This window comes from Methanobrevibacter sp., from assembly GCF_017432245.1.
Lineage (GTDB): Archaea > Methanobacteriota > Methanobacteria > Methanobacteriales > Methanobacteriaceae > Methanobrevibacter.
Map to the genome: position 1 here is coordinate 1 of NZ_JAFRJO010000005.1, position 22,023 is coordinate 22,023.

Consider the following 22,023-nt stretch of genomic DNA (forward strand, 5'->3'; position numbering starts at 1 on the left):
ATAGTTTCTAATTTTCTTATTTTAGATAGTTTCTAATTCAGTTTTAGTTGCTTCTTTGTAAATTGATCCATATACTCTGCTTATTGCAATGCTGACATATGGATTGACAAGCAATGAATTGAGAATCATATTAATTAAAGCCAAAACAAATGCAGAACCCACTATCATGCTGATGATTCCAGCAATAGCTCCGAAAATAAAGCCAAAGAATACATAGATAATCATAGCTACTATAACAGTGAAGAGTAAAATTCCTATGTATCTTCCCCATCCTAAGTTCTTGATTAATCCTAAGATTTCCTTAAATCTGAATGCAGCAGCAAATTCATCCTTGTCCACCATATTGCATAATGCCATTACATTCACTAAAGAAACGAATATTGCAAATATGATAGCAACTAATAATATGATTCCACCAATTGCATTGACAGAAGCACCTACAGATTCGTTTACAGTTAACATCAATCCAAGGAAGAAAAGAATCATAGGTAAAATGGAATAAGCTAATCCAACAACGAATGCACGAAGACCATTCACTAATAATCCTTTAATGTCACCGAACTCTGGAAGTTCTGATCTTCCTTCTATACCATATTTAATAACATCATAAATGTATCCTGAAGCGAATACCATCAATACAAATGTTACAATCCAAGACAAGACAATCAAAGCCATGCTGCTTGGAGGAATAGCAGATAATGCTGCTTGAACTGTTTCAACAGGAGCCACGTCCGCTAAAATTCTCATATTGTCAAAGACCAAAAATTCCATTGCCAATGAGACAAGACTTGAAACAAGGAATATAATACCTAAAGTCAAAACCTTTTTTCCATCGTTTAAAGGATATTTCAATCCTTCTTTAACTACATCAGTAATACTAGCCATAAAATCACCAATAAAGAAAATAATAAAATATAAATTAATAATTTTTAATTTTAAAGATTGTTTATATTAAAGTTTTTAATTATCTAATGAAGATTGTATAATAATCCGCTTACTCTTGATTGCATTATCATGGTGTAAGGACCTACAATAAACAACATTACAAGGTAAGCTATGAAAAATCCTGCAACAAATATTCCGCCAGCTGCCATAGCAAATCCTAAAGTTCCGGTAAATATTCCGAAGAATCCGAATACAAATAAGATCAAGAAGAAAACAACCGCATAAATTGCTGAGCAAATAATAACTAAACCAATGTAAGCCCCTAAACTTCTTGTAACGCCAACAGATTTGATGATTTCAAATATTTCCTTATAATCAAATGCTTTAGATAAAGAATCACCATTATTTGCCATGTGTGCTACTCCGAACATGCTCATAACATAAGCGAATAAGATTAGTACAACAGTAATGACAGTGCCGATAGCCATTAATACAGATTCACCATATCCTCCGATTGAGCTGGATACCAGTGCAAACAAGAAGAATACTATAAATGGAACTATCAAGTAAATCAGATAGACCAGAACAACCTTTATACCGTCTACAAACATGTCAATGATGTTGTCAAATTCTGGCAATGGATCATTACCATTAATCATACCTTCTACAGAGATTTTGGTTACTCTGTATGAATAACCGTAAATCAAGAATATTGGAAGCAAAAGGAAACTTAAAAAGTAAGTTGCTCCCAATATCAATAAAGTCTTTAAGTCTTTAGCAGAATATTCTAAAGAATCCTTATAAATATCTAATATCATTTTTTAACCCCTTAACAAGTAATAATAAATAAATTTAAATCAAAGCCATCAAAACTTTGAAATGTTTAATTTTTAAAGTCGTCATCACTAAATTTAAAAATATCCTCAATGCTCAAATAGGAATCCTTATCTTCGCCATAAGTAGCTTCATTCAAGATTCTTGTTATTTTATATGCTAAAAGCAAAGAGGGATTATACCGCCCGTTTTCCAAGGCATTGATTGTTTGACGAGTTACACCAACAGATTCAGCTAAATCTTGCTGACTTAACTTAATCTCCTGCCTCAAATATCTTATAATTGTTTTCATATGATCACTTAAACAATATTGATTAATATAGAAATATAAACATGTAACAAATACATTCCAAATGTAATAAATAAATTCCAAATGTAAAAATTATTTTACATTTCTATATGTAAAAATTATATTACATCATATATAAATGTTTCTATGAAAATAGTCAAAAATTGTAAGATTTAAAAAAAGTAAAACAACATTAAAAATTAAAAAATTAAAAAATATAAAAAGAATTAAAGCATGAAAAATGCCCTAAGTCCTTAATCGCTTAATCTCTTCAAAGATGTAGACTATTATCAAAAGACCAGCAATTACGGAAACTATCCCTGTGATAGGTGCAAGCGGCATTTGGAATAGGAATGCATCTGCATTAACCACTTCAAGAAGTACAGCCACCAGATTATTTAAAAAGTGAATTGACATTGTCATAAGGATATTATCTGTTTTTAGATAGATTATGCACATACAGATTCCAAATAAAAAGGCACTGGTAATTCCACCGAATTCATGTCCAATGGCAAAGAGGGCTGAAGAAATGATCATAGCAGCCACTATACCTGTTCTGATTTTCAATCTATTGAATAAGACACCTCTAAAGAACAATTCTTCAATAATAGGTGCAAGTATGATCGAGGAAATCACTTCCAGAATGAAGGATAACGGGTCATAATAAGTAGGAGTAAAATCCAACAAAGGTTCCATCTCAGGATATACAAAACCATTAAGTATATCAAAATTTGCAAATAATGCCACAATGAGAAATACAAATAAGAGATTTATTAGAAATATATAGAATATTTCCCGACGATTATCCCTTTCAAAAAGCTTTGAAAAGTCATCACTTAAACCATGAGTGCCTCTTAAGGCCCAAATGAAGAACAATAGAACAAAAACTAAAAGAGGCATGATCACTAGTTCATCAGCATCCCCTAAGGGAGGGAATATTGCAATGAGAACCACGTTTAAGACAAATCCAATTACAATAGCCAAAACAGCTTCTCTTAACCTTATTGTTCTAAGCCTCACATTAAAGTCAGTTACATTAAAGTCCATCTTATTCACCAATAAATTAAAAAAAATAATCTAAATAAATGATTTTATATTACAACTTAATATTACAACCGCCAATAATAAATTTTTTCAATTAAATTAGATGAGCATCATTTCAGTTTAAAAGTGAAATAAAGAATATAAACTGGAATAAATATTAAGGATGCTAATAGCATCAAGCCCATTAATGCACCAAAATCATTGCCTAAAAGCAAATATTGCAGTGGAGTATATACAATGAGATATGATAAAAGATTATAGAATGAATGAACTACCATATTCAACAATAAATTGTCTGTCCTTGAATATAGAATGCATAGAGTCATTCCCATTATGCAAGTATAGATAACATGGGAAATATGGTCTGGATAATTCAAATGGCATAGTCCAAAAATGACTGATGAAACAATTAATCCAAAGACAAATCCTTTTCTGATTTTTAATCTATTGAATAAAACTCCCCTAAAGAACAATTCTTCAGATATTGGTGCTATGATAATCGCTGAAAACATCTCAAAGATGAAAAGCAATGGATTATTTGATCCAGTAATCACATCCAATAAAGGTAGGGAAATTGAATTTACCATATTTAAAAGGGAATCCAAAGGGAAAAACATATTTTGAATGAAAATTGCAATAAACATGTTTGAAATGGCTAAAATCAAAACCTTTAGAATATTGCGGGCTTTAAACAAGTCATTGACGTCCTTATTGAAGCCTGTTGTACCATATGTGGCAATCAAAAAGAAGACCATCATAAAGCAGAAGAAAAGGACATATTCCAACTCTCCAGAAGAAATATTGAAATATCCCTCAACAAAACCTGTCAAGAAAAAAGAAATGATTACTGCAATGACCAGTTCCCAAAGTTTAATGGTTCGAAGTCTTACATTAAAATCTTTTACACTAAAATCCATACATATCACCCTATAAAGAAATAATTGTTAAATAATTAATTTTTAAATTATTAATCTTAATATTAATTTTCTAAATAATAATTTATTATAGTTATTAATAAATCTTTATGAATTAATTGAAAAAATCATATTGAAATCAATAAAATATATTTAATCAAAAATTCAAAAATAGATATGTATTTTAAAAAATATAATATTTTATTTAAAAATTATATTTAATTTAAAAAAATTATATTTATCAAATTATCTACAATCAAAGGAGAGTTTAAATGGCAATACATCCAATAGAATTTAGATATGGAACTCCAGAAATGAAAAGGATCTGGGAACAAGAGAATAAGCAGCAAAGAATGTTAGATATTGAATCTGCATTGGCTCAAGCTGAAGGTGAGCTTGGTATCATACCAAAGGAATTTGCAGATGAAATCAAGGCAAAAGCAAACACCAAATTCGTTACCGTAGAACGTGTAAGTGAAATTGAAGCTGAAACCAAACACGATATCGCTTCCCTATCAAAAGGATTAAGTGAAGTATGTGAAGGGGAAGCAGGAGAATATGTTCATTTTGGAGCAACTTCCAATGATATAGTAGACAGTTCAAACTCATTGCTTTTAAAGGATTCAATTGAAGTATTGGAAGAAAAGATCGAAAGATTAACTAAAATAATCCTCAAGTTAGCTGAAGAGAACAAAATGAAAGTCTGCATTGGCCGTACCCATGGTCAACATGCACTTCCAACCACTTATGGTATGAAATTTGCAATCTGGGCAGATGAATTGCACAGGCAATACGACAGGTTATTGCATGCTAAGGAAAATGTCTGTCTTGGTATGATGGACGGTGCTGTTGGAACTACCGCTGCACTTGGAACCCAAGGTTGGGAAGTTCATAAGAAAGTATCTGAAATTCTTGGACTCAAACCTGCTCCAATCACTAACCAAGTATTGCAAAGGGACAATCATGTGGAATTCGTAGCAACCCTTGCAAACATTGCAACTACCTTAAGCAAAATAGCTCTTGAAGTTAGAAACTTGCAAAGAACTGAAATTCAAGAGTTAGGAGAATTCTTCGACCCTGAAAAGCAAGTTGGAAGCAGTACCATGCCACATAAGATGAACCCAATCACTGCTGAAAGAATCTGCGGTGTTGCAAGAATCGTAAAATCCTATGTAAATGCAGCAATGGAAAACAATCCTCTCTGGCACGAAAGGGACTTGACCAACTCTTCCTGTGAAAGAATCATGTTCCCTGAAGCTTGTATACTTACTGATTACATCTTGAACTTAACAATCAAGCTCATGAACAATCTCATCTTCTATGATGAAAACATTGAAAGAAACCTTAATTTCACAAATGGATTGATCATGGCAGAAAGATTGATGGCAGAACTTACAAGAGCAGGAATGGGTAAGCAAACCGCTTATGGAGTAGCAAGAAAGAACGCTATCAAAGCAAACAAGGAAAAATTGCTACTTGCAGACCTAATCCTTGAAGACCCTGATGCAAGTCAATTCTTGACAAAAGAAGATGTTGAAAGAATCATGGATCCTCATACATACATCGGTTCTGCACCAATAATCGTTGATGAGATTATAGAATCATCTAAAGACTGGTTTTAAATAACCAGTTACTTTTTTCTTTTTTATTTTACAATTTTACTTATTTTTTCTATTTTTCCAGTGCCTACTTTTTACTATTTCTAACTATTTTATTTTAAAAAAATATTCTTTTAATTAACTATTTTTATGAGTAAATCTAAACTATTAAATATGTTTAGAGAAATGAGAAGAAAGAAACAGGCATTAAGTGAAGAGGAATGCATAGAAATTTTAATTAACGAACCTCGTGGTGTCTTAGCAGTGCTTGGAGATGACGATTATCCTTATGCTGTACCATTAAGTCATGTTTATGTAGATGGGAAGATATACTTCCATGGAACTGTAATGGAAAGCCATAAAAGGGATGCAATCGAAAAGCATGATAAAGTGTCCTACTGTGTAGTGGATAAAGGTGTAAAAGAAGAAGACGATTGGTGGTACACATTCAAAAGCGTGATTGTCTTTGGTAGAATGAGAACAATCAAGGATAAGGAATTAAAAATAGAAAAATTGACTCATTTAGGAAACAAGTTCTTCCCAAGTGAAGAAGAGACCAAGTCAGAAATAGACAAGCTTTTGGATGTTACAGAACTTTATGAGATCACCATAGAGCATATGAGTGGAAAGATAGTTGAGGAAAAATAATTAAATCATCTGATGGCAATATCCTTTATTACCTCACCAGCAATCATTAATCCTGCTACAGGGGGCATAAAGGAAACGCTTCCCTTGACTTTATGCTTCTTTTCATTTTGATTTATTTCACAATCATTTGTGTTTATAGGATGTTCCTTTGAATACAATACCTTTAACTTCTTTATATTTCTCTTTTTCAAATCTTTTTTCATTATTCTAGCAAGCGGACAATAGGAAGTCTTGTAAATGTCATCTATTTCAAAACTTGTAGGATCCAACTTGTTTCCAGTTCCCATACAGGACATGACTGGAACATCAATTTCCTTGGATTTGCATATGATTGCAATCTTTGCCATTATAGTGTCAACACAGTCAACGACATATGACAAATCCTCTGTAATGATGTCAGATTCGCTATCAGCCAAGTAGAACTCATTATAAATTTCAACATTGGCTTCAGGATTGATATCCAAGATTCTCTCTTTCATGACATCAACCTTGTTTCTGCCGATTGTTTTTGTTGTAGCTATTATCTGCCTGTTGATATTGCTCTCATCAACCTTATCGAAATCCACCAGAACAAAATTGCCTACTCCGCTTCTTGCAAGTCCTTCACAAACGAAGGAACCGACACCACCAAGGCCAAAAACAGCTACCTTGGCATTCTTTAGCTTTTCCATTCCTTCCTTTCCAATTAACATTTCTGTTCTTAAAAACTTCTCATCCATCCAAGTTCACCAAAAATTTAATTTAATTTAATTGATTATATAATAATTGAGGTTAAAAGAATAAAAACTTAATGCAATAATTTTCTAATCAACAGAAAAAATAATCTCTTATGTGAGGAATTTAATGATTATCGATACACATTGCCATATTTACAATAGTGAAATGGAAAATGCAGAGGAAATAATTAAAGAGGCTCAAAAGAACAATATTATCCTAATATTGAATGGTACTGACCTTGAAAGCAATGAAGAAGCATTGAAATTGTCAGAAGATTATGAGAATGTCTATGCAGCTTTAGGATACTTTTACACTCTTGCAGATGAAATCACAGATGAAGACATTTTGCTATTGGATAATCAACTAAAAAAGGATAAAGTCATCGCTGTAGGGGAAATAGGCCTTGATTATTACAAAGGAAAAGAAAATAAGGATAAGCAAATTGAACTCTTTGAAAAAATGCTTAACTTGGCCGAAAAACATGAACTTCCTATAATTGTCCATTCCAGAAAGGCAATGCAAGATACATATGACATCTTGAAAAAGCACAATGTAGTAGGATCCATGCATTCCTATCAAGGTTCCGGTGAAATGGCTGTGGAATTCATCAAATTAGGTTTCTATATAGGAGTTGGCGGAACAGTCACTCATAAAAACAACAAGAAAGCAAGAAAAATGCTGAATAAGATAGGCATTGGCCATGTGCTTCTTGAAACAGATTCACCATATTTGCCTCCAGAAGAAAAAAGAGGGGAAATGAATACACCACTGAACATAAAATACGTCATTAAAAAAATAGCTGAAGAATTGGATATTGAAGAGTCTGAAGTTATTGAAATAACTGCAGAAAATGCAAAAAAGCTATTTGAAATCACCTGATCCATAATCTTTTTTAAAATTATACTAACAATCGTTAGTTTTATATATCAATGCCAACATAATAAAATACAATCTTAACTAACAAGTGTTAGTTTTATGATTTATTTTTAATTTCATTTTAATAATTTCATTTTAATAAAAAAGATGATAATATGGCTAAAAAGAATACAAAAGAAAAGATATTTGATGTTTCCATTGACTTATTCTCACAATATGGATATGATGGGGTTTCTATACGGCAAATAGCTAAGGAAGTTGGAATAAAGGAAAGCTCCATTTATAATCACTATCAAAGCAAGGAATCAATATTAGAATCCATATTAAGCTATTACATTAACGAAATGCTAAAGGAAGAGGCTCCTGTAATGCAACCTAAGGAAAATCTGAATATGGATTTTGACCATTTCTATAAGGAAGGAAGCGATAGATTCATCTCAAAACTCTCTGAAGAGAAGATGATGAAGATTACAAGGATATTCCTGGTTGAATCCTATCATAACGAAAAGATAAAGAAATTTGTAAAGGAAGCAATTATAGGATATGCAATCAATGGCTGGGAAGATCTCTTTAATCTAATGAAAGAAATGAATTTCATCAAGAAGGATGCTGACATCAAGCAACTTGCAGAATCATTCTATTACTACGGATTATTCCTATTATACGAACATTTCATAATAAATTATCCTGAAGATGATGAAAAATTCCTAAAGGATTTCGAAAGAAGAACAACAAATCATATGAAAATACTCTTCAATTCCGTTAAGGCAGAGAATTATGAAGAAAATAATGAATCCCCTGATAAAGCCATCAGATTAGAAGAGAAAAAGGATTACCTAAAAGTTGAAAACCTTGTAAGAGATGCCTTTTGGAATATCTACAGACCTGGAGCCTATGAGCATTATATCGTTCACAATCTAAGAGATGATTCAAGCTTCATAAAAGATTTGGCTTATGTGATTGAAGAAGATAAAGATATCATTGGCCATATAAACTACTCTAAAGGCCATATAAACCTTTACAAGAGAAATAGGTATGGAGTGGAAATCAAGCTTAGAGATATAAAGGGAGAAGCTATCATCCTTGGCCCAATAGCTATAGATCCAAAATGTCAAAATCAAGGAAAGGGCTCCGAATTAATAAGGCATACATTAAGTCTTGCTCAAGAAATGGGTTTCCCATTTGTTTTTGTAGTTGGGGATGAAAACTATTACAGCAGATTCGGTTTCGAAAGTGCATCAAAATACAATATTTACCTTGAAGGAACAGACACAGAAGATGAAAATCCATTTTTCATGATAAGGATCTTTGAAAATGTCTTTGATGAGATAGATTATGACAAGGGACTATTCTACAATCCAAAAGTCTTTGATGTTGATGAAAAGGATGTGAACGAGTTTGACAAGAACTTCGAATACAAAGAGAAAAGAGTCCAGGAAGGGCAATTGAATATGAAATAATCAAGATAAAAAAAAACAAAATGTGGGTGATGATATGAAAATTTTAATTATTAACGGTTCTCCAAGAAAGAAAAACACATGGGCTATGGTTAAAAGAGCAAAATCCATTTTAGGAGAGGCGGAATTTGAAGAAGTGCAGCTAATGAAAGAGAAGATACCAATGTGCAATGGCTGCTTCAAATGCATTATGGAAAGTGAAGAGAATTGTCCTCACCATGACCAGATTAACACAATTCTTGAAAAACTAAGAAATGCTGATGGGTTGATAATCGCTTCTCCAGTATATGCAATGAATGTGACAGCACTTCTTAAAAACTTCTTTGATCATACTGCCTACCTCTACCACAGGCCAGAATTCTTTGAAAAGAAAGCATTGGTCTTTGTTTCTACAGCAGGAGCAGGACAAAATGATGTGGCAAAATACATTGATGAGAATTTAAGGCATTGGGGATTCAATAAGGTCTATAAGGCAGCTATTGCCTGCGGTGGAAAAGAGCATCTTGAAACAAAGGAAATAGACAAGGCAAGTGAAAAATTCAAAAAGGACATCGAATCCAATAAGCTCCACAGCCCTAAATTCATGGATATCCTATTCTATAACGTATGGAGAGCAATGGCTTTAACTGAAGACCCTATAAAGGCAGATGCTGAGTATTGGAAAAGCACAGATTTGGTCAGTCATGACTTTGCACCCGTTGTAAAGCTAAACCCAATAAAGAAGATATTTGCAAAAATAATGTTCTTTATCTTTAAAAGGGTGATGAAATAAGCATATCATAATAAATTTATCTAATAATAGATAAAATATCAATTGTTAATGAAAAAATTATTGGTAATCTTATGAATGAAACTAATCCCACCAAAGAATCAGAGAATATGGCTAAACCCAAAAGAATATTCTACTATGACGTTCTAAGGGCATTGGCAATAATAGGAATCGTATTCTGCCATGTCTCTGTATCCTATGTATCAAGAGATATAAATAGTCCTAATCTTTATATTTCTGTATTCTTTGACTGTTTTAGAGACTTTTCAATTCCTATTTTTGTAATGCTTAGTGGAGCGTTGCTTATAGGTAAAAAAGACACTTTAATAAAATTCTTTAAAAAGAGATTATCAAGACTATTCATACCTTTCCTTTTTTGGGTATTGGTTTACATAATGTTTACAAGCGTTATGAGCCATGGATTCAATCTAGATAGTGCTCTTAAGATATTCTTTGGAACAGCAGGAACATTAGGAGTTCATTTCTGGTTCGTTTGGATGATTATAATAGCTTATGTTGGAATATTCATTATTAACAAAGCGATGCAATTAGATATCAACATCAATGATTTCAATCAGAAATTCATCACAATTTTAGCAATTCTTTCTGTAATTTACATCTGCTTGAGCCATTACCATCTATTCAATCCATATAGTCCTAAATTAACCTATTACCTTTCTTTCCTTGCTTATATAGTAATAGGATACTTCTTGGCAAAATGTGACTTCTTGGAAAAAAGAATTGATAGGAAATACCTTATAATCATAACCGCTCTACTATTTATAGGATCTTACCTTTGGTACATATTCTGTTTTGTAGTTCCAAGGTCTCATTTGGTTCATCAGTTCGTTCGATTAAGCTATTTCAATTTATTGATACTGTTCATGTCTGCAAATGCATTCTTACTGTTTAAATACCTATCCAAAACCAAATCATTCATAGATATGGAAAATAATAGATTAGGAAATGCATTTACAACAATAAGCAATTACAGTTATGGAATTTATCTTATTCAATACCTGGTTTTATATTGCATAAAGATCAATTTAATAAAATTCATCAATTTCACTCATGGAAGTTCATTGATTTGGATACCTGTTTTAGTGATTCTTACAACTGCAATCAGCTTAGCAATTCTAGCTGTCTTAGATAAGATTCCATATTTGGATAAGGTAACTGGAAAGAAATAATAAATAAAAAATGTTTATAATTAACCCTAAAAATACATATTAAAAAAGTGATTTTATGATTGGAAACAGTTGGGACAATGTTTTAGAAGAGGAATTTGAAAAGGAATACTTTTTAAAAATAAAAGATTTTGTAGAATCCGAATACAAAACAAAAACAATCTATCCCCCAAAAGAAGAAATATTCAATGCTTTCAAGCTATGCCCTATAGACAATGTTAAAGTTGTCATATTAGGCCAGGACCCTTATCATGAAGAAGGACAGGCTCATGGACTTGCATTCTCAACTCCAGAAGGACATCCAATCCCAAGATCTCTAAAAAATATCTTTAAGGAAATAGAATCAGAATACGGATATCCAATTCCAGAATCAGGTTGCCTTGAATCCTGGGCAAAACAAGGAGTTTTCTTACTCAATACTGTACTCACTGTTGAAGAAGGAAATGCAAATTCACATAGCAAATGCGGTTGGCAGACATTTACAGACAATGTAATTAAAATACTCAACAATCAAAACCAACCAATCGTATTTCTATTATGGGGAAAGCAGGCAGAACTTAAAAAGGAATTAATCACAAATCCTAATCATTTAGTTCTAATATCCGCACATCCTTCCCCTTTTTCAGCAAGAAGAGGATTCTTTGGCTCAAACCACTTTAAATTAGCAAACGAATTCCTAAAGGAAAACAATTTGGAAGAGATTAATTGGAAAATTGAAGATAAGCACTATGGCCAACAAACTCTTTTTTAAAATATTAAGAAATAAATCTTTAAAATTTTTGCTATTTTTTTAATCAAAATCAAATAAATATAATAAAATACTATAAAAAACAAATAATCAAAATAGAAAATTTAAAATCTTTAAAATAAGCAAGGTAATGACATGGCGAATAAGAATGTTGAATTAATGAGGGGAAATCCGGAAACAGCAGTTAAAAAGCTTGCTATTCCAATCATGATATCTATGCTTCTAACAGCATCATACAATATCATAGACGGTATTTGGGTAGCGGGACTTGGACAAGCTGCAATTGCAGGAATAGGATTTGTAACTCCAATATTCATGATATTGAATGGTGTGAGTGTAGGTCTTGGAAATGGTGCAACAAGCAGTATCAGCCGTTTTGTTGGTGCAAAAAATCATGAAGGTGCCAATAAATCTGCAGCTCATGCTCTTTTAATATTCTTAGTGGCTTCAATATTTCTTACTGTGATTCTCTTATTCATTCAAGAGCCTTTGCTTCGTACCTATGGAGCAAGTGGACAAAATCTTGCTGAAGGTCTTAAATATGGAACTCCCCTATTTTTAGGTCTTATTGCATTCATGTTCGGTAATGGAGGAAGCGGTATCCTTCGTGGTGAAGGGGACATGAAAAGAGCAATGTATGCAATGATTGTATCTGTAACCCTTAACGCCATTCTTGACCCTATCTTCATTTATGTATTGGGCTTCGGTTCTGCAGGTGCATCCATGGCAACAATCTTCAGCGCTCTCGGATCTGCATCTGTAATCCTTTACTGGATTCTCATCAAGAAGGACACCTATGTGGATGTCAATTTAAGAGAGTTCAAATTTGAGTCCAAAATAGCTAAAGACATATTGAAAGTAGGTATTCCGGCATCCATGGATATGTTCATGATGTCTGTTGCTGTAAGCTTATATTTAGTGTTCATCTCAACAATTGGAGGAGAATATGGTATCGCATCATTCACCTCAGGTCAAAGGTTATACCTTTTTGCTATAATGCCACTTACAGCTATTGGTAGTGCAGTATCTGCAGTTTCAGGAAGTGCTTACGGTGCTAAAAATGGAGATTACCTATCAAGAGCCCATTTATATGGAGTTAAATTTGGAATAGCATTTGGAACAGCAGTTACAATAATATTGGTTGCATTCGCGCCACAGCTTGCAACTTTATTTGCATATACTGAAGAGACAGCTGTTTTGGTTCCTGAAATTACCAGATTCCTGAGAATAGCAAGCCTTTGTCTCCCACTCACTGGAGCAGGAATGACTTCAAGTTTCCTGTACCAAGGAATGGGTAAGGGAACCATGAGTTTGATGTGGACCATCATCAGAGAGGTAATCTTTACAGTTACCGCAACATACACCCTCGGAATAGTCTTGGGCTGGGGACTTGTTGGTATTTGGACAGGTCTTGCAACAGGAAGAATCCTTGCAAGTATCTTAAACTTCGCATTTGCAAGATACACAATAAGAAAAGTAAGGGCTAAATTTGGCACTTAATCCTTCTTTTTCTCTTGAACAACACTGATTTTCTTATTTTATCTTTTTAAATAAATTATTCTATTTCTTATCTTAAACTAAACGCTTTCAAGAAAAAATATTTAAAATCAAATATTATAATTTATACTATGGAAGGAAAGACTTTAGATAAGAAAACACGTAACTTAATACTATTGCTATTTTTAATTGGAGTATTCATGGGCTCATTGGATACAGGAATCATAGGGCCAGTGCTTCCATCAATCGAACAAAGCTTCCACTTGACAAGTAGGGAATCAAGTTGGATATTTACACTTTTTGTAATCAGTTTCATGATCGGCTCTCCTGTCATGGCTAAATTCTCAGACTTTTATGGAAGGAAAAAGGTATTCATTCTAGATGTAATTCTCTTTGGAATAGGATCCTGTTTAATAGCATCCTCATTAAGCATAGAGGCAATATTTTTAGGAAGAATAGTGCAAGGTTTCGGTTGTGGAGGAATATTCCCTGTAGCCGGAGCATTTGTCGGAGACGCATTCCCACTTGAAGAGAGAGGAAAGGCATTAGGAATACTTGGAAGTGTATTTGGCATTTCTGCAATCGGAGGACCATTGGTTGGAGCAGCATTGATTCCATATGGTTGGAATTGGTGCTTTACAATAAACATCCCAATAGCTATATTCCTAATAGCATTTGCATTCTACATCCTTCCGGAAATTGAAGATGATAGAAAAATGAAGATAGATTATTTAGGAATCATTGTATTGAGTCTGCTTGCTATATCTTTAGCTTACGGCCTAAACCAAATCGATTCAAGCAATTTCACAAACAGCTTCTTGTCCATTAATGTTCTTCCATTTTTATTGATGTTTATAATCCTAATTCCAATATTCTTAAAAATAGAAAAAAGGGCAGAAGAATCAATTGTGCCAATACATATGCTAAAAAACAGGGAAATACGCATTGCCTGTGTTGAAACATTATGCTATGGAATGATCTACTCTTCAGCAATTTTCGTTCCATCACTTGTAATCCTTTCAATGGGATTGAATGAACAGTACGCAAGCCTCATGCTGATTCCAATATTGGGAGCAAATGCAGTTGCAGCACCAATACTTGGTAAGATCCTGGATTCTGCAGGTTCACGTAAGATCATGGCAGTTGGAACAATGATGCTTGCAATAGGATTATTTGCAATTGCAGTTTATCCAAGCAATCTAATATTTTTCATAATAGCAGGATGCATGATTGGTGTAGGTCTTGTAACAATCATCGGAGCTCCTTTAAGATATATTGTCTTAACTGAGGCAAAACCATACGAGAGAGGAGCAGGCCAAGCTATTGTAAATATGCTCTCAAGTGCAGGGCAATTGATAGGTGGAGCTTTCATTGGGGGAATAATTGCATCATTTGCAGGAATTTTAGGTTATAAAATCAGTTTGTTTTTAGCAACAATAGTTGCAATCATTGCATTTGCATTCACCTTGAGATTGAAAAGCCGTGACGAGCAAATAGCTACCATGAAAGCAAATCAATGAAATAAAAATAAAAAATTAAAAAATAAGAATAAAAAATTGAAAGAAAATAAGTATTAAAAATATTAAAGAAAGATGTTAGGAAATAGCATCTTTCATTGATTTAACATAGTTTTGGAGAGGCTCTTTTGCATTTTCTCCATGCTCTGCAATAATATTAACAATTGCACTTCCTACAATAACACCATCGGCCACTTTTGCAATATTTTCTGCTTGTTCTGGAGTATTGATACCAAAACCAACTGCAGCAGGAACATCAGTAACTTCCTTAATATCCTCTAAAATGGATTTTAAGTCTGTTCTAATCTCACTTCTCATTCCAGTGACCCCTAATGATGAAACAACATAAATGAATCCGCTTGCTTCACTTGCAATCATCTGTATACGTTCCTTTGAAGTAGGTGCAATCAAGCTGATAATGTCAATGCCATACTTTTGAGTCACTTCAAGAATCTCATCCTTCTCATCATATGGAAGGTCCGGTGAAATGATACCGCAGACATTAAGCTCTTGGCATCTCTTGAAGAACTTGTCATATCCATAGTAGAACACTGGATTGATATAGGTCAGGAACACCAATGGAACATCTGACTTTTCCCTAATCTGTCTGATTGCCTCAAAAACATCATCAGTATTTGTATTGTTGGAAAGCGCTCTGATATTCGCTTCCTGAATGACAGGCCCTTCAGCTACAGGATCTGAAAAAGGAATGCCTATCTCAACCAAGTCACATCCTGCCTCTTCCATAGCCAAGACATACTCTACAGTCTTTTCAATTGTAGGGTCCCCTGCAGTCAAGAATCCGATAAATGCTTTTCCATCCTTGAATGCATCAGCAATCTTTATATCTCTCTTATCACTCATTTTTAAACCTCCCTACAATCATTCGTATAATTCAACTCCTTTATATCGAGCAATAGCTGCCACATCCTTATCTCCACGGCCAGATACATTGATTACAATTACATCATCCTTATCCATATCCCCTGCAACTCTCATGGCATGTGCTATTGCATGAGATGATTCAATAGCTGGAATGATTCCTTCCATCCTTGACAAGTACTCGAATGCCTCAACTGCCTCATCATCTGTAGCGCTTACATATTCTGCTCTTCCAATATCATGCAAGTAAGCATGTTCAGGACCTATTCCAGGATAATCAAGTCCTGCAGAGATTGAGTAAACCGGAGAGATCTGACCATAATTGCCTTGACAGAAATAGGATTTCATACCATGGAAAATTCCAAGTTCACCTTTAGCGATTGTTGCTGCATGGAATTCAGTGTCAATTCCCTTTCCAGCAGCTTCAACACCAACAAGCTTTACCTCTTCATCATCAAGGAAATTGTAGAATGCACCCATAGCATTGCTTCCACCACCAACACAAGCGATAACCATATCTGGCAATTTGCCTTCAATCTCTAGGACTTGTTCCTTTATCTCTTCACTGATTACAGCTTGAAAATCCCTTACGATTGTTGGAAATGGGTGTGGACCCATAGTGGAACCAATTACATAGTGAGTGTCATCAACTCTTGAAATCCATTCTCTGAATGCATCATTCACTGCATCCTTAAGCACTTTGGAACCTGTAGTTACAGTATGAACCTTTGCTCCAAGAAGTTCCATTCTGAATACATTCAATGCCTGACGCTTGGTGTCCTCTTCACCCATAAAGACTTCACATTCCATACCAAGGAGGGCTGCTGCAGTAGCTGTAGCCACTCCATGCTGACCTGCACCGGTCTCTGCAATGACTCTAGTCTTTCCCATCTTTTTAGCAAGGAGACATTGGCCAAGCACATTATTAATCTTATGTGCACCAGTATGGTTTAAGTCTTCACGCTTTAGGTAAATCTTTGCTCCACCAAGGTCTTCAGTCATTCTCTTTGCATAATAAAGTAAAGAAGGCCTTCCTGCATATTCCTTCAATAGAGTGTTCAATTCCTCTACAAATTCAGGATCTTCCTTAAAATGATTATATTGTTCCTCTAAGTTCAGGAGTTCATTCATCAATGTTTCAGACATGTATTGCCCACCATGAACTCCAAATCTTCCTCTACTCATCTTTTATCCCCAATTTTAAAAGTCAATATTTTTTGTAATTATCTCTTAATTTCTCAAATAAAATTCAAATATTTATTAGTAATTATTATTATCTATAATTTTCCATAATTTCAATGATTTCCTTGATTTTCTCTTCATCCTTAAATCCATCCGTTTCAACAGAACTGCTTAAGTCAACTGCAAATGGATTGAATTCCTCAATAGCTAAAGCCAGGTTTTCACTGTTCAGTCCTCCAGCTAAAAAAATGGAATTCTTAAAGAATTCGCTCTCTTTATCTATAAGACTCCAGTCAAATGTTTTGCCAGAGCCTTTTCCACTGTCTAAAATAAAATAGTCAGATGCTGAATCTCGCCACTTCAATAGCTCAGCATTATAATCAGCACCATCGTTTATTTCAATTGCATTTATTACAGGTATTTGTTTTCCAGTTTCTTCAATTGATTTATCTTTTAGATTCCTTATATACTTTTCATCTTCATCTCCATGAAGCTGAGCCATTTCGATTATTCCATCCTTGAATAAGTCAACAATAAGCTTCATATGATCATTTACAAAAACCCCTACAGGAACAATATCATCACTCAAAAGCTCTGACAATTCCTTAGCCTGTTCATATGATACCTTACGTGGACTTTGAGCAAAAACAAAACCGACAAAATCAGGCTTATATCTATTTGCCATTTCTATATCTTCAGACCTTCTCATTCCACAAATCTTAATCTTAACCATTCTTTAACTCCGTAATCATGGCTTTCTTATCATCACTTTTCATTAATGTCTCACCAATCAAGACTGCATCAACATTGTTTTCCTTTAATCTTCTTACATCTTCAGCAGTTTTAATTCCACTTTCTGAAATGAATAATATATCATCACTAACTAATCTGCGCAAGTTAACGCTATTATTGATATCAACAGTAAAATCAGCTAAATTTCTATTGTTTACACCAATTATCTCTGCACCAGCATCGATTGCAGTTCTGATCTCATTTGCATCATGGGTTTCGACTATTGCAGAAAGGCCTAACTCATGAGCCAAATCCAAATATCTCTTCAATTGAACATCATCAAGTATTGAAACAATCAAAAGAATAGCTGATGCCCCTAATGATTTAGCTTCCCATATCATATATTCGTCTATTGTAAAGTCTTTTCTTAAAATTGGAATAGACACATTTTCAGCAATTTCCTTAAGGTAATCGTTAGATCCCTTGAAAAAGTATGGCTCTGTCAAGACTGATATTGCAGAAGCTCCCGCTTGCTCATATTCCTTTGCGATTTTAATGTAATCAAAATCCTCAGCGATTAGCCCCTTGGAAGGAGAAGCTTTCTTGACTTCAGCAATGATTGCAATTTCAGGGTCTCTTAAAGCTTCCTTAAATGGAAATTCATCACTTATATCAAGTTTTGACACTTCCTCTTTCATTTTGTCTAAAGACTTATTGCTTTTTGCTTCAATTAACCTCTCTTCAGTCTTTGCAACAATCTTATCTAACATGCTAATCATCTATTAGTAAGCCAATGTATTTATCTATTTGTAACTTCAATGAATCTTTCAAGCTGATTCAATGCCTTTCCAGAGTCAATGACCTCTTCAGCTAGCTTGATTCCCTCTTCCAATGAATCCACCTTGCCTGCAACATACAATCCTGCAGCGGAATTCAATAGAACTGCATTTCTTCTTGGGCCTTTTTCTCCATTTAAAACAGCTAAAGTGATTTCTGCATTTTCCTTTGCATCTCCTCCAACAAGATCTTCTTTAGAGGAAATGACCATACCGAAATCTTCTGGAGAAAGTTCATATGTTCTTGTCTTGCCATCCTTTAGCTCACATACTGCAGTCTTGTCACTTGCTGAGATTTCATCCATCACATCCAAACCATAGACAACCATTGCAGACTTAACCCCTAAATTCTTTAAAACATCTGTAAGAGGTTCCAATAGCTCCCTTTCATACACTCCCAACACTTCCATGGAAGCACCTGCAGGACTTGTCAATGGTCCTAAAATATTGAATATTGTTCTGATTGAAAGTTCCTTACGGACTCCTGCAACATATTTCATTGAGAGATGATAGTTTTGAGCAAAGAGGAAACATAAATTAATTTCCTTTAGGCAACTTAAGCTTTTTTCAGGACTTATATGAATATTGACCCCTAACTCCTCCAGCACATCTGCTGCACCGCATTTGCTCGAAGCGGATCTGTTTCCATGCTTTGCCACTGGAACACCTGCAGCTGAAATTACAATGGAAGATGTAGTGGAAATGTTGAATGTGTTTGAACCGTCTCCTCCAGTTCCAACAATTTCCAAGACTTCTTCATCATTCAATAATCTTACACAGTGAGCCCTCATAGCTTCAGCAGAGGCAGTGATTTCCTCAATTGTTTCGCCTTTCATTGACATTGCTGTTAAGTATGCACTCATTTGAACTTCACTAGCCTTTCCGCTCATGATCTCATCCATTGTCTCATAAGCTTCCTCATAAGTTAAATCTTCATGTTTATACACTTTTAAAATTGCTTCCTTAATCATAAAAATCCCTTTTTTGCTTTTTAAAAATTCATAATGTCTTTAATTAATCAGTTTTACTATAATTTATTTAAAAAATTCTCCATAATTGTCAATCCGTCTGGTGTCAATATTGATTCTGGGTGAAATTGAAGCCCATAAACATTAAATTCCTTATGCTTTACAGCCATGACTTCACCGTCATCATTTGATTTTGATATGATTTTCAATTCATCTGGAAGGGTATCCTCCAACAGGCTTAATGAATGATATCTTCCAACAGTTATTTCATTTGGCAACCTTTTAAAAATTGAATCTGCATCTAAGGAAATTCTTGAAGACTTTCCATGCATCAGCCTTTTTGCATATGAAACCTTAGCTCCAAATGCTGTGCAGATTGCCTGATGGCCTAAGCAGACCCCTAAAATTGGAATTTCGTGATAAAATTCCTTAACTATATCTATGCAGATTCCTGCATTTTCACATCTTCCAGGACCTGGAGACAAGATAATTGCTTCAGGATTCAAGTCCCTTATCTCATCAATGCTTATCTTGTCATTCCTATAAACCATTATCTCTGGATTGACTTCACCAATCAACTGGAACAGATTATATGAAAAGCTGTCGTAATTGTCTATGAGTAGAATCATTCAATCCCTCCATCTGCTAATTTCAAAGCATTCATTACTGCCTTTGCCTTATTGTTGCATTCTTCAAATTCATTTTCAGGAACACTGTCTGCAACAATGCCTGCACCAACTCTAATGAAAACCTTTTTGTCCCTTGCAAATGCAATTCTGATTGCAATGCAAGTGTCTAGATTACCGGTTAAATCTATGTAACCAATAGCTCCACCATAGATTCCTCTCTTATTGTCTTCAAGCTCATTGATAATCTCACATGCCCTTATCTTTGGGGCTCCAGACAATGTCCCAGCAGGAAGAATTGAATCAATTGTGGATAAGTAGTCATAATCCTCTCTTAGAATTCCCTCAACAGTAGAACCTATATGCATCACATGTGAGAATCTTACAATATCCATGTATCTATTAACTTTAACGGAACCTATTTCACTTATTTTTCCTATGTCATTTCTTCCAAGGTCAACCAGCATATTATGTTCAGCCAATTCCTTTTCATCAGCAAGCAAGTCCTCTTCCAATAATCTGTCCTCTTCATCTGTCTTTCCTCTTGGACGGGTCCCAGCTAAAGGAAAAGTGTAAACTTGATTGTCAACAAGCTTTACAAGGGTTTCAGGGCTTGCACCTGCAATCTCTATATCATCACTTGAGAAATAGAACATATAAGGTGAAGGGTTTGTAGTTCTAAGAACCCTATAAACATCAAACAAGCTTCCTTCAATGTCTGCTTCAATCCTATTTGAGAGCACAACCTGGAAGATGTCTCCCTCAGTTATGTAATCTTTAGCCTTCCTTACCATATCACAATATTCCTCTTTTGAAAATAGGTATCTGAAATCTGATTTGAGTTCAATAGGCAAATGTGCAGTGATTTCATTTCTGATTTTGTTCATTTCTTCAAATGAATCAATTTCCCTCATTCTTTGACTTGCTTCAAGTGTCTTTTTATTGGTTAGATGATGATTGAAGTCATCATCAAGCAAGTCTACAACATTATCTGCCTTAATGATTTCAACTATGTCTAAAATGGATTTGCATGCTTCAGCATAGTTTTCTTCTATGGCTCTTTGATCTTCACTTATTTCCATATTGACTATGACAACTATCTTTTGCTTATAGTTGTCAAATGCAATTACCTTATCAAAAAGCATCAAGTCAACATCCTTAAAGGCATCCTGATTCTGTGCATCCAAGATAAGTGAAGGTTCACTGTACTTAATGTAGTCATATGAGAAGTAACCTACAAGTCCGCCTGAAAATGGAGGCATGCCTTCAAGTTTTGGAGATTTGTTCTCTTCAACAATTTGCCGGATATAATCTCCAGGATTGTCTGTTTTAATGTTGAAACATTTTTCTTGCCTGTCTTCTATTTCACAATCGCTGAAACTTGACTTTCCTTTAATAGAGAGATTGCCATCTTGACAGGTTATTTCAAGGATAGGATTGAATCCTAAAAAACTGTATCTTCCCCAATTTTTAGAATCTTCTACACTTTCAAGCATGTAGCAATGATTGCTTAAGATCCTAAGTCTTCTTAAAACTTCAATGGAAGTTTTTGTATCTGAAAATATCTCATAGCTAATTGGTATCCTTTTATATGATGGATCATTAGCTATCTCTTTTGCTTCTTCAATACTGGGAAAAAACACTTTTAATCTCCTTTATTATATATATTTTAATTATATATTTTAAATAATGTATACTTTATTATGTATAATGTACTATTTAAATCTTTGTTGTACAAAAATATACATTAATTAAAAATCTTGGCAAATAGATAAATAATAAAAAAATTTAAATAATGATTTAATATAATTATAAAC

At 34.0% G+C, this 22,023-nt stretch carries 22 protein-coding genes; 9 read left to right on the forward strand and 13 right to left on the reverse strand.

Annotated features, from left to right (window positions below; all coding sequences use genetic code 11):
* Positions 1–21: 21 nt before the first annotated feature.
* From IJI80_RS00435 to IJI80_RS00455, 5 genes are all read right to left on the reverse strand, one after another.
* Positions 22–885 (reverse strand): DUF4013 domain-containing protein, encoded by an 864-nt coding sequence (locus IJI80_RS00435; protein WP_292786396.1) that lies wholly within the window; start codon positions 883–885, stop codon positions 22–24.
* Between the two features lie 83 nt (positions 886–968).
* Positions 969–1,703 (reverse strand): DUF4013 domain-containing protein, encoded by a 735-nt coding sequence (locus IJI80_RS00440; RefSeq protein ID WP_292786398.1) that lies wholly within the window; start codon positions 1,701–1,703, stop codon positions 969–971.
* A gap of 65 nt (positions 1,704–1,768) precedes the next feature.
* Entirely contained in the window at positions 1,769–2,011 is a 243-nt protein-coding gene (locus tag IJI80_RS00445) for a helix-turn-helix transcriptional regulator (RefSeq protein ID WP_292786401.1), read from the reverse strand.
* 243 nt (positions 2,012–2,254) lie between these two features.
* Positions 2,255–3,055, reverse strand: a complete 801-nt coding sequence (locus IJI80_RS00450) for a type II CAAX endopeptidase family protein (protein ID WP_292786404.1) — start codon at positions 3,053–3,055, stop codon at positions 2,255–2,257.
* Positions 3,056–3,162: 107 nt separating this feature from the next.
* Positions 3,163–3,969 carry a type II CAAX endopeptidase family protein gene (locus tag IJI80_RS00455; protein WP_292786407.1) on the reverse strand — a complete coding sequence of 269 codons (807 nt, stop codon included), beginning with the start codon at positions 3,967–3,969 and terminating at the stop codon, positions 3,163–3,165.
* 269 nt (positions 3,970–4,238) lie between these two features.
* On the opposite strand from IJI80_RS00455, the gene purB reads away from it, so the two are divergent.
* Together purB and IJI80_RS00465 are read left to right on the forward strand one after the other, a co-directional pair.
* On the forward strand, positions 4,239–5,588 hold the full coding sequence (purB, locus tag IJI80_RS00460; RefSeq protein WP_292786409.1) for an adenylosuccinate lyase: 1,350 nt from the start codon (positions 4,239–4,241) through the stop codon (positions 5,586–5,588).
* Positions 5,589–5,750: 162 nt separating this feature from the next.
* Positions 5,751–6,212, forward strand: a complete 462-nt coding sequence (locus tag IJI80_RS00465) for a pyridoxamine 5'-phosphate oxidase family protein (protein ID WP_292786412.1) — start codon at positions 5,751–5,753, stop codon at positions 6,210–6,212.
* A 5-nt stretch (positions 6,213–6,217) separates the two neighbouring features.
* Here the strand turns inward: IJI80_RS00465 and IJI80_RS00470 are convergent, their stop codons facing one another.
* Positions 6,218–6,931, reverse strand: coding sequence for a tRNA threonylcarbamoyladenosine dehydratase (locus IJI80_RS00470; RefSeq protein WP_292786415.1), 714 nt, complete (start codon positions 6,929–6,931; stop codon positions 6,218–6,220).
* Positions 6,932–7,055: 124 nt separating this feature from the next.
* Between IJI80_RS00470 and IJI80_RS00475 the strand changes: the two genes are divergently transcribed.
* The 7 genes from IJI80_RS00475 (at position 7,056) to IJI80_RS00505 (ending at position 14,983) form a co-directional block, all read left to right on the forward strand.
* Entirely contained in the window at positions 7,056–7,808 is a 753-nt protein-coding gene (locus IJI80_RS00475) for a TatD family hydrolase (RefSeq protein WP_292786419.1), read from the forward strand.
* 152 nt (positions 7,809–7,960) lie between these two features.
* A complete protein-coding gene (locus IJI80_RS00480) occupies positions 7,961–9,265 on the forward strand; it encodes a GNAT family N-acetyltransferase (protein WP_292786421.1) in 1,305 nt (434 codons plus the stop codon).
* Positions 9,266–9,299: 34 nt separating this feature from the next.
* Entirely contained in the window at positions 9,300–10,034 is a 735-nt protein-coding gene (locus IJI80_RS00485) for an NAD(P)H-dependent oxidoreductase (RefSeq protein WP_292786423.1), read from the forward strand.
* 71 nt (positions 10,035–10,105) lie between these two features.
* Complete coding sequence (locus IJI80_RS00490; RefSeq protein WP_292786426.1) at positions 10,106–11,221, forward strand: acyltransferase; 1,116 nt, start codon at positions 10,106–10,108, stop codon at positions 11,219–11,221.
* A gap of 55 nt (positions 11,222–11,276) precedes the next feature.
* Complete coding sequence (locus IJI80_RS00495) at positions 11,277–11,969, forward strand: uracil-DNA glycosylase (protein ID WP_292786429.1); 693 nt, start codon at positions 11,277–11,279, stop codon at positions 11,967–11,969.
* Between the two features lie 132 nt (positions 11,970–12,101).
* Positions 12,102–13,466 carry an MATE family efflux transporter gene (locus IJI80_RS00500; RefSeq protein ID WP_292786432.1) on the forward strand — a complete coding sequence of 455 codons (1,365 nt, stop codon included), beginning with the start codon at positions 12,102–12,104 and terminating at the stop codon, positions 13,464–13,466.
* A 128-nt stretch (positions 13,467–13,594) separates the two neighbouring features.
* Complete coding sequence (locus tag IJI80_RS00505; RefSeq protein WP_292786435.1) at positions 13,595–14,983, forward strand: MFS transporter; 1,389 nt, start codon at positions 13,595–13,597, stop codon at positions 14,981–14,983.
* A 75-nt stretch (positions 14,984–15,058) separates the two neighbouring features.
* Here IJI80_RS00505 and trpA read toward each other — a convergent pair whose 3' ends face one another.
* The 7 genes from trpA to IJI80_RS00540 form a co-directional block, all read right to left on the reverse strand.
* Entirely contained in the window at positions 15,059–15,844 is a 786-nt protein-coding gene (gene trpA / locus IJI80_RS00510; protein ID WP_292786438.1) for a tryptophan synthase subunit alpha, read from the reverse strand.
* Between the two features lie 18 nt (positions 15,845–15,862).
* Complete coding sequence (trpB, locus tag IJI80_RS00515; protein WP_292786442.1) at positions 15,863–17,047, reverse strand: tryptophan synthase subunit beta; 1,185 nt, start codon at positions 17,045–17,047, stop codon at positions 15,863–15,865.
* Between the two features lie 88 nt (positions 17,048–17,135).
* Positions 17,136–17,777 (reverse strand): phosphoribosylanthranilate isomerase, encoded by a 642-nt coding sequence (locus tag IJI80_RS00520; RefSeq protein ID WP_292786445.1) that lies wholly within the window; start codon positions 17,775–17,777, stop codon positions 17,136–17,138.
* Positions 17,770–18,546 carry an indole-3-glycerol phosphate synthase TrpC gene (trpC, locus tag IJI80_RS00525; RefSeq protein WP_292786448.1) on the reverse strand — a complete coding sequence of 259 codons (777 nt, stop codon included), beginning with the start codon at positions 18,544–18,546 and terminating at the stop codon, positions 17,770–17,772. Before trpC ends, IJI80_RS00520 begins: the two co-directional genes overlap by 8 nt.
* Positions 18,547–18,575: 29 nt before the next feature.
* Positions 18,576–19,583 (reverse strand): anthranilate phosphoribosyltransferase, encoded by a 1,008-nt coding sequence (gene trpD, locus IJI80_RS00530; RefSeq protein WP_292786451.1) that lies wholly within the window; start codon positions 19,581–19,583, stop codon positions 18,576–18,578.
* A gap of 56 nt (positions 19,584–19,639) precedes the next feature.
* On the reverse strand, positions 19,640–20,209 hold the full coding sequence (locus tag IJI80_RS00535; protein WP_292786453.1) for an aminodeoxychorismate/anthranilate synthase component II: 570 nt from the start codon (positions 20,207–20,209) through the stop codon (positions 19,640–19,642).
* Positions 20,206–21,849 carry an anthranilate synthase component I family protein gene (locus IJI80_RS00540; protein ID WP_292786455.1) on the reverse strand — a complete coding sequence of 548 codons (1,644 nt, stop codon included), beginning with the start codon at positions 21,847–21,849 and terminating at the stop codon, positions 20,206–20,208. Before IJI80_RS00540 ends, IJI80_RS00535 begins: the two co-directional genes overlap by 4 nt.
* Between the last annotated feature and the right edge of the window lie 174 nt (positions 21,850–22,023).

What these genes read in the sequence shown, in the direction of transcription:
- trpB (WP_292786442.1), bottom strand. Translation starts at nt 17,047, where the DNA reads ATGAGTAGAGGAAGATTTGGAGTTCATGGTGGGCAATACATGTCTGAA.
- IJI80_RS00480 (WP_292786421.1), top strand. Translation starts at nt 7,961, where the DNA reads ATGGCTAAAAAGAATACAAAAGAAAAGATATTTGATGTTTCCATTGAC.
- trpA (WP_292786438.1), bottom strand. Translation starts at nt 15,844, where the DNA reads ATGAGTGATAAGAGAGATATAAAGATTGCTGATGCATTCAAGGATGGA.
- IJI80_RS00490 (WP_292786426.1), top strand. Translation starts at nt 10,106, where the DNA reads ATGAATGAAACTAATCCCACCAAAGAATCAGAGAATATGGCTAAACCC.
- IJI80_RS00450 (WP_292786404.1), bottom strand. Translation starts at nt 3,055, where the DNA reads ATGGACTTTAATGTAACTGACTTTAATGTGAGGCTTAGAACAATAAGG.
- IJI80_RS00455 (WP_292786407.1), bottom strand. Translation starts at nt 3,969, where the DNA reads ATGGATTTTAGTGTAAAAGATTTTAATGTAAGACTTCGAACCATTAAA.
- trpC (WP_292786448.1), bottom strand. Translation starts at nt 18,546, where the DNA reads ATGTTAGATAAGATTGTTGCAAAGACTGAAGAGAGGTTAATTGAAGCA.
- purB (WP_292786409.1), top strand. Translation starts at nt 4,239, where the DNA reads ATGGCAATACATCCAATAGAATTTAGATATGGAACTCCAGAAATGAAA.
- IJI80_RS00440 (WP_292786398.1), bottom strand. Translation starts at nt 1,703, where the DNA reads ATGATATTAGATATTTATAAGGATTCTTTAGAATATTCTGCTAAAGAC.
- IJI80_RS00535 (WP_292786453.1), bottom strand. Translation starts at nt 20,209, where the DNA reads ATGATTCTACTCATAGACAATTACGACAGCTTTTCATATAATCTGTTC.
- IJI80_RS00465 (WP_292786412.1), top strand. Translation starts at nt 5,751, where the DNA reads ATGAGAAGAAAGAAACAGGCATTAAGTGAAGAGGAATGCATAGAAATT.
- IJI80_RS00485 (WP_292786423.1), top strand. Translation starts at nt 9,300, where the DNA reads ATGAAAATTTTAATTATTAACGGTTCTCCAAGAAAGAAAAACACATGG.
- trpD (WP_292786451.1), bottom strand. Translation starts at nt 19,583, where the DNA reads ATGATTAAGGAAGCAATTTTAAAAGTGTATAAACATGAAGATTTAACT.
- IJI80_RS00435 (WP_292786396.1), bottom strand. Translation starts at nt 885, where the DNA reads ATGGCTAGTATTACTGATGTAGTTAAAGAAGGATTGAAATATCCTTTA.
- IJI80_RS00475 (WP_292786419.1), top strand. Translation starts at nt 7,056, where the DNA reads ATGATTATCGATACACATTGCCATATTTACAATAGTGAAATGGAAAAT.
- IJI80_RS00500 (WP_292786432.1), top strand. Translation starts at nt 12,102, where the DNA reads ATGGCGAATAAGAATGTTGAATTAATGAGGGGAAATCCGGAAACAGCA.
- IJI80_RS00445 (WP_292786401.1), bottom strand. Translation starts at nt 2,011, where the DNA reads ATGAAAACAATTATAAGATATTTGAGGCAGGAGATTAAGTTAAGTCAG.
- IJI80_RS00520 (WP_292786445.1), bottom strand. Translation starts at nt 17,777, where the DNA reads ATGGTTAAGATTAAGATTTGTGGAATGAGAAGGTCTGAAGATATAGAA.
- IJI80_RS00505 (WP_292786435.1), top strand. Translation starts at nt 13,595, where the DNA reads ATGGAAGGAAAGACTTTAGATAAGAAAACACGTAACTTAATACTATTG.
- IJI80_RS00495 (WP_292786429.1), top strand. Translation starts at nt 11,277, where the DNA reads ATGATTGGAAACAGTTGGGACAATGTTTTAGAAGAGGAATTTGAAAAG.
- IJI80_RS00470 (WP_292786415.1), bottom strand. Translation starts at nt 6,931, where the DNA reads ATGGATGAGAAGTTTTTAAGAACAGAAATGTTAATTGGAAAGGAAGGA.